At 69.8% G+C, this 15434-nt stretch carries 13 protein-coding genes and 1 pseudogene; 10 read left to right on the top strand and 4 right to left on the bottom strand.

Going from position 1 to position 15434, the window contains the following annotated elements:
* Positions 1-266: pseudogene (locus KUTG_RS61410) on the bottom strand (hypothetical protein); the annotation flags it as partial.
* Positions 267-405: 139 nt separating this feature from the next.
* Here KUTG_RS61410 and KUTG_RS18675 point away from each other — a divergent pair.
* On the top strand, positions 406-2037 hold the full coding sequence (locus KUTG_RS18675; protein WP_052394907.1) for a S53 family peptidase: 1632 nt from the start codon (positions 406-408) through the stop codon (positions 2035-2037).
* A gap of 90 nt (positions 2038-2127) precedes the next feature.
* Here the strand turns inward: KUTG_RS18675 and KUTG_RS18670 are convergent, their stop codons facing one another.
* Complete coding sequence (locus KUTG_RS18670; RefSeq protein ID WP_043718494.1) at positions 2128-3054, bottom strand: anti-sigma factor family protein; 927 nt, start codon at positions 3052-3054, stop codon at positions 2128-2130.
* Positions 3051-3596: a sigma-70 family RNA polymerase sigma factor gene (locus KUTG_RS18665; RefSeq protein ID WP_052394903.1), complete on the bottom strand. Its 546-nt coding sequence runs from the start codon at positions 3594-3596 to the stop codon at positions 3051-3053. The genes KUTG_RS18670 and KUTG_RS18665 overlap by 4 nt, the downstream gene beginning before the upstream one ends.
* A 177-nt stretch (positions 3597-3773) precedes the next feature.
* On the opposite strand from KUTG_RS18665, the gene KUTG_RS18660 reads away from it, so the two are divergent.
* From KUTG_RS18660 to KUTG_RS18625, 9 genes are all read left to right on the top strand, one after another.
* Positions 3774-4298, top strand: a complete 525-nt coding sequence (locus KUTG_RS18660) for a hypothetical protein (protein ID WP_084579466.1) — start codon at positions 3774-3776, stop codon at positions 4296-4298.
* On the top strand, positions 4295-5077 hold the full coding sequence (locus KUTG_RS18655; protein WP_052394900.1) for a DUF4142 domain-containing protein: 783 nt from the start codon (positions 4295-4297) through the stop codon (positions 5075-5077). The genes KUTG_RS18660 and KUTG_RS18655 overlap by 4 nt, the downstream gene beginning before the upstream one ends.
* A 47-nt stretch (positions 5078-5124) precedes the next feature.
* Positions 5125-6555, top strand: coding sequence for a DUF1996 domain-containing protein (locus KUTG_RS53595; protein WP_052394898.1), 1431 nt, complete (start codon positions 5125-5127; stop codon positions 6553-6555).
* A 510-nt stretch (positions 6556-7065) separates the two neighbouring features.
* The gene (locus KUTG_RS18645) at positions 7066-7794 is read left to right on the top strand and encodes a DUF998 domain-containing protein (protein WP_157494624.1); all 729 of its coding nucleotides are present in this window, start codon (positions 7066-7068) and stop codon (positions 7792-7794) included.
* A complete protein-coding gene (locus KUTG_RS18640; protein ID WP_052394893.1) occupies positions 7791-8474 on the top strand; it encodes a DMT family transporter in 684 nt (227 codons plus the stop codon). Before KUTG_RS18645 ends, KUTG_RS18640 begins: the two co-directional genes overlap by 4 nt.
* 2 nt (positions 8475-8476) lie before the next feature.
* Positions 8477-8713 carry a hypothetical protein gene (locus KUTG_RS53590; RefSeq protein ID WP_052394889.1) on the top strand — a complete coding sequence of 79 codons (237 nt, stop codon included), beginning with the start codon at positions 8477-8479 and terminating at the stop codon, positions 8711-8713.
* Positions 8710-10017 carry a glycosyltransferase gene (locus KUTG_RS18635; protein ID WP_063753536.1) on the top strand — a complete coding sequence of 436 codons (1308 nt, stop codon included), beginning with the start codon at positions 8710-8712 and terminating at the stop codon, positions 10015-10017. The genes KUTG_RS53590 and KUTG_RS18635 overlap by 4 nt, the downstream gene beginning before the upstream one ends.
* 465 nt (positions 10018-10482) lie before the next feature.
* The gene (secA2, locus tag KUTG_RS18630) at positions 10483-12825 is read left to right on the top strand and encodes an accessory Sec system translocase SecA2 (RefSeq protein ID WP_043718491.1); all 2343 of its coding nucleotides are present in this window, start codon (positions 10483-10485) and stop codon (positions 12823-12825) included.
* A gap of 10 nt (positions 12826-12835) precedes the next feature.
* Complete coding sequence (locus KUTG_RS18625) at positions 12836-13504, top strand: class I SAM-dependent methyltransferase (protein ID WP_043718490.1); 669 nt, start codon at positions 12836-12838, stop codon at positions 13502-13504.
* Between the two features lie 190 nt (positions 13505-13694).
* Here the strand turns inward: KUTG_RS18625 and KUTG_RS18620 are convergent.
* A partial coding sequence (locus KUTG_RS18620) for a tetratricopeptide repeat protein (protein WP_198047221.1) occupies positions 13695-15434 on the bottom strand: 1740 nt, incomplete at its 5' end.

The following is a 15434-nucleotide window of genomic DNA, read 5'->3' as shown; positions in this document are numbered from 1 at the left end:
ACGGTGTCGAGGCTGCGCACGGTCTCCAACGAGCTGGCCCGCTCGGGACGGCTGCGGCCGCGCTGCCAGTAGCTGAGGCTGGCCACGCTGACCTCGTGCCCACGGGCCTGGAGGCGACGCTGGACGGTCTCCAGGCTCAGCCCGCTGGCCGCGATGGCGGCCTGCAGGGCCAGGTGGAACGGCCCTCTGCGGAGCACCTCGGCCAGCTCTTCCTCGTGCTCCGGGACGGAGCCGAGATCCAGGGCGGTGGCGAAGGTGCGGGTCACGCGGGTACCTCCAAGCGGCGACGTTCCGTACGCGGCGACCGTGATCCGAACGGGCAATTCCACCCGTTCGCTCAGTGCCTACGTCGGACTGGTCTATTTTAGGGGCGCTGAGTGATCGATACCACTCGAAGGAGTGCAAGTGGCCCTGTCCCGTCGCACCATGGTCGCGATCCTCACTGCTTTGCCGTTGTCGCTGGTCAGCGTGGGCGTCCCCGCGCTCGCGCAACCGACCCCGGCGTTCTCGCCCCTGGTCGCGAGCGTCGTGCCCGGACTCGACAGAGCGGTGAGAACCGGCGCGTTACCCGGGTCGCAGCGCGTTTCCGTGGCGGTCAGCCTCAAGCTGCGCAATCAGTCCGAACTGGACAGGTTGCTGGCCGACCAGGCCGCCGGCCGTGCGAAGTACATTACGCCGCAACAGTTTCGGGACCGTTTCGGACCGACGCAGTCCGATGTGAACCGGGTCACCGACTACCTGCGCTCGCGTGGTCTCAAGGTGACGGGCGTGAGCGCCAACCGGCTCGCGGTGGACGCCGTCGGCACCGCCGACCAGCTGGGTGCCGCCTTCAACACCTCGCTGGCCCGCTGGCACGACGCCGGCCTGGGTCGTGACTTCGCTGCCGCCGACTCCACGCCCAAGGTGCCCTCGTCGCTGTCCTCTGTGGTCACCGGCGTGACCGGCCTGGACGACCACTACGTGCCGCAGCGGCGCACGGCCGAGGTCGCCGGCCCCAAGGTCGGCAGCGGCCCCGGCGGCGGTTACACGCCGAACGAGCTGCGCTCCGCGTACGGGCTGAACGGCCTGGAGGCCGACGGGTCCGGGCAGACGCTGGCGCTGTTCGAGTACGGCAAGTTCGACCAGGCCAACATCGACACCTACGACCACCAGTTCACCCTGCCGACCGCGCCGCCCGTGGTGCGCAACATCGACGGCGGCAACACCGACGGCGACTCGGCGCAGGCCGAGGTCGAGCTGGACATCGAGGTCGCGCACGCGATCGCGCCGAAGGCCGACCTCGTCGTCTACACCGCGCCGAACACCACCTCGGCCGAGGTGGACATGTGGAACGCGCTGGTCGCCGACAACGTGCCGGTCGTGTCGTCGAGCTGGGGCCTGTGCGAGTACGACCGCAGCCTGGCCTCGATGCAGGCGGTGGACGCGGTGGCCAAGCAGGCGGCGGCGCAGGGCATGACCTTCTTCGCGCCCTCCGGCGACGCCGGCGCCTACGACTGCGAGCGGGACGCCAGCACCCAGCACGCGGCCGACCTGGCGGTGGACTTCCCCGGCTCCAACCCGTACGTGACCAGCGTCGGCGGCACGAAGCTGACCCTGAACGCGGACGGCACGCGGGCCTCGGAGACGACGTGGAACCAGGGCGGCGGCTGGGCCACCGGCGGCGGCCAGTCCATGGTCTTCGACAAGCCTCTGTGGCAGACCGGCGACGGCAAGCGGCAGGTGCCGGACGTGTCGGCGGCGGCCTCGGGCGGCGAGTACTCGGTCTACATCCAGGGCGCCTGGGGCCGCAACGGCGGCACCAGCGCGGCCTCGCCGCTGTGGGCGTCCTACCTGACGCTGATCAACCAGCGCGCCGGCATCCTGGGCAAGCTGCGCATCGGCCAGCTCAACCCGAAGCTGTACGCACTGGGCGGCCTGGCTGTCAACGACGTGACAGTCGGGGACAACCGCTTCTATCAGGCCGGTGCGGGCTTCGACATGGCGACCGGCTGGGGTACCCCCAACGGCATCACGCTCAGTGACGCCCTGCTGGGCTGACCCGAAGATCATCGTTATACGTCTGTGGCGCAAGGCAAAAGCCTTGCGCCACAGGCGTTCACGCAGTGTCAGTTCTTTCTGGGTCCGACCTCAGACGTTGATGTCCAGGATGTCGGGGCCGCCCTCGCGGGCGAACTCGAGCTTGCCGAGGTCGGCCCGGGCGATCGCGACGTTGCCGTCGATGTGCAGCGCGTCGGGGTTCGCGGCGTTGCCGTAGCCCTTCGAGTCCACCGTCCAGCTGCTCACCGCGCGGCGGGTCAGGCCGTCCTTGGACACCGCGTAGAGCGTGCAGTCCAGCGGGCCCTTCACGCCGGTCAGCTCGAACGACACCTCGGTGCCGTGGTCGTCGCCGGTCAGGCCGATCTTGGCGTTCACGGGGCCGTTGCTGGCCTGGATGGTCTCGGCGGGGCCGCCGCCGAACGCGCCGGACAGGCCCAGCGCCAGCAGGGGGCCGCCGACGATCAGCACGGCCGCGGCCGCCGCGGCCAGCACGCCAGTGCGCTTGCGGCGTCGACGGGCGTCGGCGATGTTCACCATGACGCCCTGGAGCACCTTGTCCTCCATCCGCGGCGGCGCGGGCAGCTGCGGCGCCGGGCGGAAGTCGGACAGGTCGGGCATGCCACCCATGGGCGGGCGGGAGCCGTGCCGGGGCGGCGCGGACGGCCCTCCGGGGAAGCCGCCGGCGAACGGGTTCGCGTTGGTCGGTCCGGCGCTGGTCGGGAACGCTCCGGAGTTGCCCAGCATGGGCGGCGGCGTGCTCAGGCCCCCGGAAGGATTGACGCTGTTGGGGCCGATGCTGCCGCGGGCCGGGCCGGCCAGGTCGTCGCCGAGCAGGTCGGCCAGCAGGCCGCTGCCGCGGACCTGGTCGAGCAGCGACGGCAGGCCGGACAGCTCGTCCAGCTCGGCCTGACAGCGCGGGCAGGTCGACAGGTGGCGCTCGAAGCCGGCGTTGTCGGACTCGTCCAGCGCCCCCAGCACGTAGGCCGCGACGTCCACGTGGTCGGTCGGCGATGTCATGTGGTCATCCCCCGATCCTGCAAGGCTCGCCGCAGGGCCCGCAGTGCGTAGTACACCCGGCTCTTCACCGTGCCCGGCGGCACCCCGAGGACCTCGGCGGCCTCGTTCACCGTCCGGTCCTTGAGGTATGTCTGCAGGATAGCCTCGCGATGCTCCGGCGACAGGCTGCGCAGCGCCTCGGCCACCACCATGGCCGACAGCGCCTTGTCGGTGCCGTCGGGCACGGCGACCATCTCCAGCGGCCCGGCCTCGGTCTCCGGCGGCCGTGCGCCCTTGCTGCGCCGGCCGTCGATAACGATTCGGCGCGCGACGGTGAACAGCCAGGCCCGTAACAGCCCGGGGGCGTCGTCGAGCTTGTCGGCGTTGCGCCACGCCCGGAACAGAGTCTCCTGGACCACGTCCTCGGCCCACTGCTGGTCGCCGCCGGTCAACCGGAGCACATGGCCGAACAGGGCGCCGCGATGTTCCTGGTAGAGCGCGGTGACCAGCGTCGAGTCCCCGCCGGCGGCGTTGGCCGCCACGGGCTGGTCGCGTCTGGTCATTCGGTACCGCACCACGGGAGACATCTTGATGCCACGGACGTGTTTGGGGAAGTGCACTCTCGGTAGTTTTCTATCACAGTCAACTGTGAATGCGAGCGGTTGCATCCACGAGTGAGCCGAATTCGACCGCGCAGAGTACTTAGTGGCGACCCTTCTCCCGCACGAAAGGACGCCACCGTGCACCTGCGCCACCGCCGTGCCCGGTTGATGGCCTTCGCCTCGCTGGGACTGCTGCCGCTGGCCCTGCTGTCCGCCTGTTCGGGTGGATCGCAGGCGGCGACCGCGGCCGAGGCCGTCGCCACCCCGGTGTACACGTCGGACGCCGACGCCCCGCCGAACAACGCCGTGCTCAGCGTGGCCTCCACGGCGCTGGGCAAGGTCGTGGTGGACGACCAGGGCTTCACCCTCTACATGTACAGCCACGACACGTCGTCGCCGCCCAGGGCGACCTGCGACGGCGAGTGCGCGCTGACCTGGGAACCGGTGTCGGCGCAGGACGGCTCCGTCACCGTCCAGGGCGTCGGCCAGGGTCTGGTCGGCGAGGTCACCCGGTCGGACGGCACCAAGCAGATGACGCTCGGCGGCCAGCCGTTGTACCGGTACGCGCCCGACCAGAGGCCCGGTGACACCACCGGGCAGGGCCAGGGCGGGTTGTGGTTCGCCGTGGGACCCGACGGCAAGAAGGCGGCGGCCACGTCATGATCGCCCGGATCCTCGTGCTGCTCGCGGCCGCCGTGCTCGCCATGATGTCCCCGATCATGGCGGCGGTGGCCCATGCGGCGGCGCCCGGGGATCAGGGCGGCGGTTCCGGCGTCAGTCAGAGCGACCAGGACGTGCTGACGATGGTCATGCAGTCGGCGATGTGGGAGATCCAGGCCGGCGGCATGGCCAGGGACCAGGCCTCGTCGGCGACGGTTCGCACCGCCGCCGCGGCCCTGGTCGCCGACGACACGACGCTCAACCAGCAGGCAGCGCAGCTCGCCGGGAAGGTCGGCGTCCAGTTGCCCGGCCAGCCCGACGGTGACCAGCAGGGTTGGCTCTCCCAGCTGCACGACGAGGCGGGCGCGACGTTCGACCACGACTATGTGAACCTGGCGCGCCAGGGGAACGGAAAGCTGTTCACGGCAGTCGCCGCGGCGCGTGCGGGGACCAAGAACGATCTGATCAAGCAGTTCGCTCAGAGCGCGGTGGACACGGTCATGAAGCACATGACCGTGCTCGAGGACACCAGGTTGGTGGACTCGGCCTCGCTCCCCGATCCGGCCCTTCCCCAGACGACCGATCAGGCCCAGGCCGGTGGCTCCGCCGCCGGCGCGGGCGGCGTCACCCCGACGACGACAGTGGTCCAGCAGACCAACGCCGCGGCGCAGATCGTCGACGACCGGCCGTCCCCGGCCGTGGTTCTCGTCGGCGTGCTGCTCATCGGCGCACTGGCCTGGGGCACCGTGTTGATCATCCGCAGGGTCGTCAACTCCGCATGACGAGGTGAGAATCAGTGTTCGGAAAAACTAGGCCCTGGTCGCGCGGTATGCGACTGACCGCGGTGATCGGCGGCCTCGTGCTGGCCGCCGGATCGGCCGTGGGCGTCGGCGTCGCCGCAGGCATGGGCGACTCGTTCGCCGCCACCGGCGACTCGCCCGAGATGGCCAGCGTGCAGGCGCTGCTGGCCAAGGCGCCGAAGCCCGGCTCGGACAAGATCGGCCCGTTCGCCAACGACTTCATCGACATCAAGAAGGTCCAGCCCAACCGCAACGCCAATGCCGGCGGCGCGAGCGGCACCTTCACCGAGGACTGCGGCACCAACCAGAACAACCACCACAACTCCGACAACTTCATCGTCACGCCGGGCCTCGACCACGGCGCCCTGCACGTGCACGACTACGTCGGCAACCGGACCACCACGGCCCGGTCCAACGACCGCAGCCTCGACGCCGGCGGCACCACCTGCGCCAACGGCGACAAGTCCACGTACTACTGGCCGGTCATCCGCATCAAGCAGGAGGCCAACGGCACGAAGAACAACCAGCAGGGTCCGGACAAGGGCAACATCGGGCGGCTGGTCGAGCCGACCTCGGCGACGATCAAGTTCACCAGCGGCGGGGCCGCCAAGGTGGCCGCGGCGCCGAAGTTCCTGCGGTCGATCATGGGTGACGCCAAGGAGGTCACCAACGGGGCGGCCAACGCCAAGGCCACCTGGACCTGCACCGGCTTCGAGAACCGGGTCACCAACAAGTACCCGGTGTGCCCGCAGGGCGCCGCGGTCGAGCGGATCATGCAGTTCCCGAACTGCTGGGACGGCAAGAACACCGACTCGGCCAACCACCGCACGCACATCGTGTTCGCCAAGGCCGGCGGGCAGTGCCCCAAGGGCACCAAGGCCGTGCCGCAGCTGGAGTACGACCTGGTCTACCAGTCCGTGCCCAACGGCTCGGTGTTCGCGGTCGACGGCTTCGACGGCCAGCTGCACAGCCCGGCCACCGATCACGCCGACACCGAGCTCCTGATGAACGCCCAGCAGATGGGCGGCGTCGTCGGCTGCATCAACAACGGCCAGAAGTGCGTCAACAACCCGCAGGGCGGCGGCCAGAACAACGGCGGCGCCAACAACGGCGGTGGCGGAAACAACGGCGGCGGCAACACCGGCCAGCCCGCGTCCAACCAGCACGTGACCTGCCCCGACGTGCGGCAGAAGATGCCGGCCATCCCCGCGTCGGTGAAGTCCTCGGTGACCCAGGACCTGGACCAGATGGACAACTTCCTCACCGACGCCAACAACCGGCTGCAGGCGGCCGGCAGCCAGGCGACGCCGGACTTCGTCAACAACGCCATCCTGGGCTCACTGCAGAACAACCGGCAGTTCCTGATCAACCAGATCCTCAACCTGTTCAACCAGGCCAGGGCCGCGCAGCCGCAGGGCAACCTCGTCTCGATGGCGGGCTGCTCGATGGTCAACAACTAGATCCACCTCGGGGCGCCGGCCGCGCGTGCGGCCAGACGGCACGGCGCCCACCCTGCGAACGCCCCTCCCGGCAGCCAGCCGGGAGGGGCGTTCGCTGTTTTACGTCTATTTCCACCGGCGGCGACACCGGTGAACGCGCCGTAAACCGATGGGCAACAACCGCAAGGGGTTCGGTGAACACGACAGGAAAGCGATAAGTGATTAGCTGAGAGAACGCTGAGATATGTGAAGATCAACAACCGTTTCGAAACCTGATCGTGACCTCAATTTGTTGTGATCCGCATCACACTCAATAGTGTGGCTCGCCACGCGGCCGATCCTGTCGAAACACTGTCGGCCGGGCAGTACGGTGCCGCTGACCGGGGATTCGCCGCATCATCCCCGGGGTCGAGGGGCCCGTCACCTGCGTCGGGTGGTGTTCGGTCCCGGCGGTTCGGGGGTTTTCCCCACCTCCGAACCAGGGGTGTCCCCCATGGACCCGTGTGTGCGGATGAGGTGAGAATCGACACCGTGAGCGACCGTGCGGCTGGGGGCCGAACCTGGGACGGGGGGCGAACGTGGGCGCTGCTCGCGATCGTCAGCTTTGTCGCCGCGTTGCTGCCGATGGTCTACCTGCACCTGGAGTCCAGCGGGCAGCTCAATCCGATCAAACACACCATCAGCGACTATGTATTCGCCGACCAGGGGTCCCGGTATTTCGACACGAGCCTCGTCGCGCTGACCATAGGCTCCATTGCCCTGATGGTCGGTCTGGCCGGTGTCGGCATTATCAGGGGGACCGTTCTCATTGTTCTGGTCTCGGTCTGGTGTCTCGGGCTCGCGGTCGCTCTCGTCTTTCCGACGGACCCGACGGACGGCATTCAGTCCATTTCCGGCGCGGTGCACCGGTGGGCCGCCATCTTCTTCTTCCCGTGCCTGTCGGCGGCCGGTTTCCTGCTGGCCGGGCGGTGCCAGCTGACCAGCGGCTGGGAGCGCTTCGCGCCGACCGTGCTGCGTCTGGCCATGGCGAGCACCATCGTGCTCGGCACATTCGCGCTCATTCAGCTGGCCATCAACGAGCCCGATATGCTGCCGTTCCTCGGATTCGTCAAGAATTACCTCGGATTGGCCGAGCGTATACTGTTCGGTATCGACATGGCGTTGCTGTTCGTCCTGGGCGCGGCGTTGTGGCGGGGCGCGAAGCCGGTGGCCCAGGCCCACCGGCAGGCGGCCGGCCTGGTCGAGGGCGGTGCCCGATGATCCCGCTCGCGATCACCCTGGCCGTACTCGGGGCCTGCTGCAACGCCGTCTCGGCGAGGCTTCAGCACGGCGGCCTCACCGAGTGCGCCGACGATCGCGGCCTGCGCCTGTCGGCCCTGCTGCGGATGGTCCGGCAGCCGCTGTGGCTGGGCGGCATCACCGTCGCCGCCGGCGGGGCCGCGCTGCACGCCACCGCCCTCGGGCTGGCGCCGCTGTCCGTGGTCCAGCCGATCGGCATCCTCGCGTTCGCGCTGACCACCGTCATGTCCGTGCGCATCGAGAACATCCGGCTGGACCGGGTGGCCATCGGCGCGGTCGTGGCCAGCACCGTCGGCACCATCGCGTTCGTGCTGGTCGCCGCCACCGCGGCCAAGGCGACCACGGTCGCCCCCGACGTCGAGCTGCGGGCCACCGTGCTGGTCGTCGGCGTGGTCGGCGGGCTCGCGGCGATCGCCGCGCTCAACACCGGCGCCACCCGCTGCCTGGCCTTCGCCTCCGCGTCCGGCGTCAGCTTCGGCTACGTGTCCCTGCTCATGCGGGCCACGCTGCAGCAACTCGCCGAGGGCGGCGTGTTCCCGCTGCCCGAGGTCACCGGCATCGCGTCGGCATCCTGGTCGGCGGCTGGCTCGTCCAGCACGCCTACGCCAGCGGGCCGCCCGAGGTCGTCATCGGCTGCCTGACCGTGATCGACCCGCTGGTCGCCGTCGGGCTGGGCGTCGTGCTGCTCGGTGAGGCCACCGACACACCACCGGTTGTGGCCGCAGCCGCCCTGCTCTGCGCCGTCGTCGCCGCCGCGGGCGTGGTCGTGCTCACGCTGCGTCGGCCGACGTCACCAGACCCAGCTAATACAGTCGTCGACGGCGACCGGCAGCTTGTCGCGCCCGGGATGACCCAGCACTACGACGGGAGTACGAAATGACCTGGTCCCAGGTGCCCGATCGGCACGAGGCGGCCTCCGGACTGCGCATCGTGATCGGCGCCGAGACCTTCCCGCCGGACGTCAACGGGGCGGCTCGGTTCACCCAGACGCTGGCCGCCGGGCTCGCCTCCCGTGGGCACGAGGTGCACGTGATGTGCCCGTCGCCGGTCGGGCGGCCGTCCACCGAGACGGTCGACGGGGTCACGGTGCACCGGCTCAAGGCGTACCGGACGCCGTTCCACCCGTCGTTCCGGCTGGCCTGGCCGTGGCAGTCGCGCCGGACGATGGACCCGCTGCTGGCCGAGATCAAGCCGGACATCATCCACACCCAGTCGCACTTCCTGCTGACCCGGGCGCTGATCTGGTCGGCCGAGCGGGACAACGTGCCGCTTGTCATCACCAACCACTTCATGCCGGAGAACATCCTCGGCCACGTCGGCGTGCCCGGCTGGCTGCGCAAGGCCGTGTCCAAGCTGGCCTGGTGGGACGTGACCCGGGAGTTCGCCAAGGCCGACGTCGTCACTGCGCCTACCCCTCGGGCCGTGCAGCTGCTCATGGACAACGGCCTGTCGATGCAGGCCCGCGCCATCTCGTGCGGCATCGACCTCGACCGCTACCAGAACCGCCCCGTCTCGCCCGACCCCGAGCACCGCACCGTGCTGTTCGTCGGCCGGCTCGACGAGGAGAAGCGGGTCCACGAGCTCATCCGCGCTCTGCCGCTGATCCCGGCAGAGCTCAAGGTGCGGGCCGAGATCGTCGGCGACGGCAGCAAGCGTGAGGCCCTGGAGCAGCTGGCCGGGCAGCTCGGCATCGCCGACCGGGTGCGCTTCCGTGGCTTCATCTCCGACGAGGAGCTGCTCGACGCCTACGCCGCCAGCGACGCCTTCTGCATGCCCGGCATCGCCGAGCTGCAGAGCATCGCCACCATGGAGGCCATGGCCGCCGGCAAGCCCGTCGTCGCCGCCGACGCCATGGCCCTGCCCCACCTGGCCCGGCCCGGCCGCAACGGCTGGCTCTACCCGCCCGGCAACGTCCCCACCCTCGCCGCCCGCCTCACCCAGCTGTTCTCCGACGACGCCGAGCGGGAGCGCATGGGCAAGGAGAGCCTGGCCATCATCGGCGCCCACGGCATGGCCACCACCCTTGAGACCTTCGAGGAGGTCTACCGCGAGGCCATCACCTCCTCCCGCCGCCTCACCCGGCTGTCCGACCACCCCCGCCTGCCCGAGCAGTCCCGCGGCGCCCACCGCCGCGATCTATTTCTTAAGCGCAGCGCTTGTCGCCCAGCTACTTATATCAATTGAGGGTGAGTAAGTACTAAATTCCTGCACTCTCGTGAGTCACAATTAGACTGTGTGAGTCCGTGCAGTGCATCATATTTCCAGCCAGGAACGAGTGGAGGTATCAAACCGGTTCGGACACAGGCAGTTACTGTGATGGGCGACACACGCCGGGTCACCTGGACTACAATCACTATGGTAGTGACCTATTTAGTTGTGTTCCTGACTCTTCGCAAAGACGATATTCTTACAGACGGCTTCCCCCCTGTTCGCTGTTACTCAGACTGGACGTATCGGAAACGTCTGCAGCACGTCGGAAACGCCACCCGGCACTTACCCGCGTTGACCGCGGGTAAGGCGTCCTTCCCTGCGTCGGGGCTCCGGCGAATAGCGCCTGAACGGAGCAAAGGGGACTTATTGGCCCCGACCGGGCGATCTTGGGACGGTCGACGGACGCGGGGCGGTGTGTCGGGGTGGTAAACAGGTGCTGTGGCGGGGGAGCGCAAGAAGCGCCTGACGACCGGGTTCTGGCGGCTGCTGCAGGGCCGTGCGGTTGCTCGAGAGACGAGCAAGCTGCACGCCGTGGTGGCCGCGGCCGGCGCGCGCGAGGAAAAGGTCCGTGAGCTGACGGATGAGCAGCTCACGGAGGCGGCGGGGAAGCTGCGGCGGGACGACCGCGGCGACTACGACGACAAGGACCTCGCGCAGCTGCTGGCCCTGGGCCGGGAGGCGGCCCGCCGCACGCTCAAGGAGCGGCCGTTCGACGTGCAGCTGATGACGTCGGCCTGGATGCTCAAGGGCCGCGTGGTGGAGCTGGCCACGGGTGAGGGCAAGACGCTGGCCGGCGCGATCACGGCGGCGGGCTACGCGCTCAAGGGCTGGCCGGTGCACGTGGTGTCGGTCAACGACTACCTGGCCCGCCGCGACGCGGAGTGGATGGGCCCGCTGTACGAGCTGCTGGGCGTCACGGTGAACTGGATCAGCGGCCCCTGCGATCCGGACCGGCGTCGGCAGGCGTACGCGGCGGACGTGACATACGCGTCGGTGAGCGAGATCGGCTTTGACGAGCTGCGCGACCACACGGTGACCAGGGTCGAGGACCTGGTGTCGCCGGAGCCGGGCGTGGCGCTGGTCGACGAGGCGGACTCGGTGCTGGTGGACGAGGCCCGGGTGCCGCTGGTGCTGGCGGGCGCGGCGGCGGCCGGCGAGCCGGACCGCGAGCTGCCGGACGTGGTGCGCCTGCTGCGCGCGGGCATGCACTACGAGATGGACGACGAGCAGCGCAACGTCTACCTGACGGGCGCGGGCTCGGAGGCGGTGGAACGCGCGCTGGGCGGCATCGACCTGTACTCGGCCGAGCACGTGGGCACGACCCTGCCGAGGGTGAACGTGGCCCTGCACGCGGAGGTGCTGCTGCGCCGCGACGTCGACTACATCGTCCGTGACGGCAAGGTGCAGCTGATCAACCCCTCGCGCGGCCGGGTGGCCCGCCTCCAGCGCTGGCCGGACGGCCTCCAGGCGGCGGTCGAGGCCAAGGAGGCCCTCGCGGCCAGCGAGACGGGCGAGGTGCTGGACACGATCACCGTCCAGGCCCTGCTCAAGCGCTACCCCAAGGTCTGCGGCATGACCGGCACCGCGCTGGCCGCGGCCGACCAGCTGCGCACCTTCTACGACCTCCAGGTGGCCGAGGTGCCGCCGAACGTGCCGTGCATCCGCGTCGACGAGCCGGACCGCATCTACGACACGGTAGTGGACAAGAACGCGGCGATCGTCGAGGAGATCATCGAGGCCAACAAGACCGGCCGCCCGGTGCTCATCGGCACCCAGGACGTGGCCGAGTCGGAGGCCCTGGCCGCCCGCCTGGCCGAGGTCGACGTGCCCTGCGTGGTGCTCAACGCCAAGAACGACGCCGAAGAGGCGGCGATCGTCGCCGAGGCCGGCCAGTTCGGCACGGTGACGGTGTCCACCCAGATGGCCGGCCGCGGCACGGACATCCGCCTCGGCGGCGCGGACGGCGCCGACCACGAGCGGGTGGCCGAGCTGGGTGGCCTGTACGTGATCGGCACGGCCCGCCACCACAGCTCCCGCCTCGACGACCAGCTGCGCGGCCGCGCCGGCCGGCAGGGCGACCCGGGGCGGTCGGTGTTCTTCGCCAGCTTCGGCGACGACATCGTCGTCCAGTTCGCGGCCGAGGAGCCGGGCCCGGCGACGATCGAGGACGACGGCCGCGTCACCGACAAGCTGGCCCCGCACACCATCGGCCACGCCCAGCGGGTCGCCGAGGCCGAGCAGTTGGAGGTGCACGCCAACACCTGGCGGTACAACCAGCTCTCCGCGCAGCACCGCAAGATGCTCAGCGAGCGCCGCGACCAGCTGCTGCGCACCGACAAGGCGGCCGAGGAGCTGCGCAAGGACAGCCCCGACCGGTACCAGGAGGTGCTGGACAAGGTCGGCGAGGAAGTCCTGGTCGACGCGGCCCGCCAGATCGCGCTGCTGCACCTGGACCGCGGCTGGGCCGAGCACCTGGCCATGCTGGCCGACCTGCGTGAGGGCATCCACCTGTGGGCGCTGTCCCGGGAGAGCCCGATCGCCGAGTACCACCGGGCGGCGATCCCGGCCTTCAAGGCGCTGTTCCGCACCTCGTGGGAGCGGACGGTGGAGACCTTCGAGACGGCCAAGATCACCGAGGACGGCGTGGACCTGAGCGGCGAGGGCCTGGCCCGGCCGACCGCGACCTGGACGTACCTGGTGCACGAGAACCCGTTCGGCTCCGACCTGGAACGCAGCGTGCGCGGCCTGGGCAAGGTGCTGGGCCGGGGGCCGAGGCGATAGCGTCGGGGCCGTGGACCTGACCACCGCAGCCGAGCTGTACCGCAAGTACGCCGACGACCTCGCCGCCGTTCGCGAGGAGCAGCGTCGGCGGCTGCCCGGAATCCGAGCGCAGCTCGACGACATCGAGGCGGAGCTGACCTATCTCCGCCTGCGCGAGCTGCGGCCGGAGACGGTGGTGGAGATCGGCACGTTCCACGGCTGGTCCACGACCTGGCTGCTGAGTGCGTTGAGGGACAACAGGTCTGGGCGGTTGCTCTCGTACGACGTGGTGGATCACGTGGTGCGGTCGGTGCCGGAGGACCTGGCCGGGCAACGATGGACGTTCACGCGCGGCGACGTGAGGAAGACTCAACTGCCTGGGAACATCGACTATCTGTTCCTGGACGCGGCGCACAGCGCGAGCTTCGCGCGGTGGTATATCGGGGCGCTTTTCGGGCGGCTGAGCGGCACGCCGGTGAGTGTGCACGACGTGTTCCACGGCCGGCGGCCGATGCCGTTCAGCGAGGGTGCGGTGCTGGTTCGTTGGCTGGCCGAACAAAAGATCGACTACTTCACGCCCTCGGTCAAGCGCGCACCGGAAACCTTTGCAGCACTGCTTGCCGTGAAACGGGAACTCGGCCTGGACGAGCCTATCCGCACCGGCCGGGACAATCCGATGGTGTTTTTCGACTTGGCCTGAGACTTACCGCCGACGGGCAGGGCCACCCCCAGTGGACCCGCCCGCCGACGACGGCACCGCGCCAGTCAACTATGTCGAATGCGGCGGCGCTGCAACAGTGTTGACGAGTTGAGCAAAAGTGGAAACACCCGATCGTCGGTCCGCTGCTGTCGTCTGCGTCACGGCGAGCCGGGCTCGCGTTCATTGAAATTCATTGAACGAGCGCGTCGAGCTCGGCCCGCACATCGCCGGCCCGGTGGTCGTCGACCTCCTCGTACAGCGCGAGCGCGGCGGCCAGCGACTCCTCGGCCTCGCCGGCACGATCCAGTTCGCGCAACACGATGCCGCGCCGAAACAGCGCGCCCGCCTCCAGCATGCGATTGCGCACATCGCGCGTGGCGACCAGCGCCTGGTCCAGGCTGTCCAGTGCGCGGGCGGGCTGCCCGTCGGCCAGATACACGTCGGCGATGGTCAGTAGCGTTTCCGCCTGATCCGAGGCGTCATCACTGTCCTGCGCGACCCAGAGCGCTTCGTGCAACGTGACGAGGGCGCCGTGATTGTCGCCCCGCAACTGCCGCACTTCGCCCAGAGTGGCCATTGTGGTCACTTCGCCGTGCCGGTCGCCGAGGTGACGGAACAATGCCAGCGCCTGTTCGGCCGGCGGTTGTGCGGCGTCGGGATCGCGTTGTTCGGCGGCCAGCAGCCCCAGGCCGGCCAACGTCCACGCCTCGCCGTGCCGGTCGCCGATCTCACGGCGGGTGGTCAGCGCCGTCTCGTAAAGGCGGGCAGCGGCGTCGAACTCGTGCAGCCGATGCTTGGCCACGGCCAGGTTGGTCTGCACCCACGCCTCGGCGTACTTGTCGCCCTCGGCCCGCGCGGCCTGCACGGCCAGCTCGTGCGTGGCCACCCAGACGCCCATCGGCATCCGCAGCTTGAAGTAGTCCCACGACGCGATGCACAGCCGCCACGCGGTGCCCGTGAGGCCGTAGGCCAGGGCGGTCTGCATCACCGGCAGCAGGCTGGCGACCTCGCCGTCGCACCAGCGCAGCGCCTCGACCGGCGAGTCGAAGTCCAGCGGCGTGACGCTCGGCCCGGAAGCCGGCACTTCGAGCATATGCACCCGAAACGGCGCCAACGCCTCGTTCGCGCGCTCGGCGGTCCGCAGATACCAGTCGGTCAGCCGGACCGCGGCCTCCCGCCGGGACTCGTCCGTCTCCTCGGACTGCACCAGCTCGGCGGCGTAGACGTGCAGCAGGTCGTGCATGCGGTAGCGATCGCGTTCGATGCTCTCGACCAGGTGCACGCTGGCCAGCCGCTCCAGCAGCCGTCGCCCCTGCACCGGGGACACGCCGGCCAGGGCGGCGGCCGCGGGCGTGCTGATCTGGCCGCGGCGGAACACCCCGAGCAGGCGGAACATGCGCGCCGACTCGCTCGACAGATCCCGGTACGACCACGAGAACACCGACCGGACGGCCAGCGAGTCGTCGGTGGCCAGGCCGTCGAGCCGGTGCTCGTCGGAATCCAGCTCCTCGATCAGCTCGTCCACCGGGTGATGGGGGTGCGTGGCCACCCGCTCGGCGGCGATCCGCAGCGCCAGCGGCAGGTACGCGCAGTGCTTGGCCAGGGCCGTGATCGCCGCCGGCTCGGCGTCCACGCGGTCATCGCCGATGACGTTGCGCAGCAGCAGTTGCGACTCCGCGCCGGTCATCGGGCCCAAGGTGACCTGGCGGGCGTTGGTGCGCATGGCCATGCCGGACAGGCGGCGTCGGCTCGTGACGATCACCGCGCAGTAGCCGGAGCCCGGCAACAGCGGCTCGACCTGCACGGAGCCGGCGGCGTTGTCCAGCACGATGAGCAGCCGGCGCTGGTTGACCAGCGACCGGAACAGCTTGGCCCGCTGCTCCTGCTCGGCCGGCATGGAGTCGGTCGAGACGCCCAGTGCGGCCAGGAA

The sequence above is a fragment of the Kutzneria sp. 744 genome (assembly GCF_000568255.1).
Lineage (GTDB): Bacteria > Actinomycetota > Actinomycetes > Mycobacteriales > Pseudonocardiaceae > Kutzneria.
This window is presented reverse-complemented; position numbering and strand designations above follow the sequence as displayed.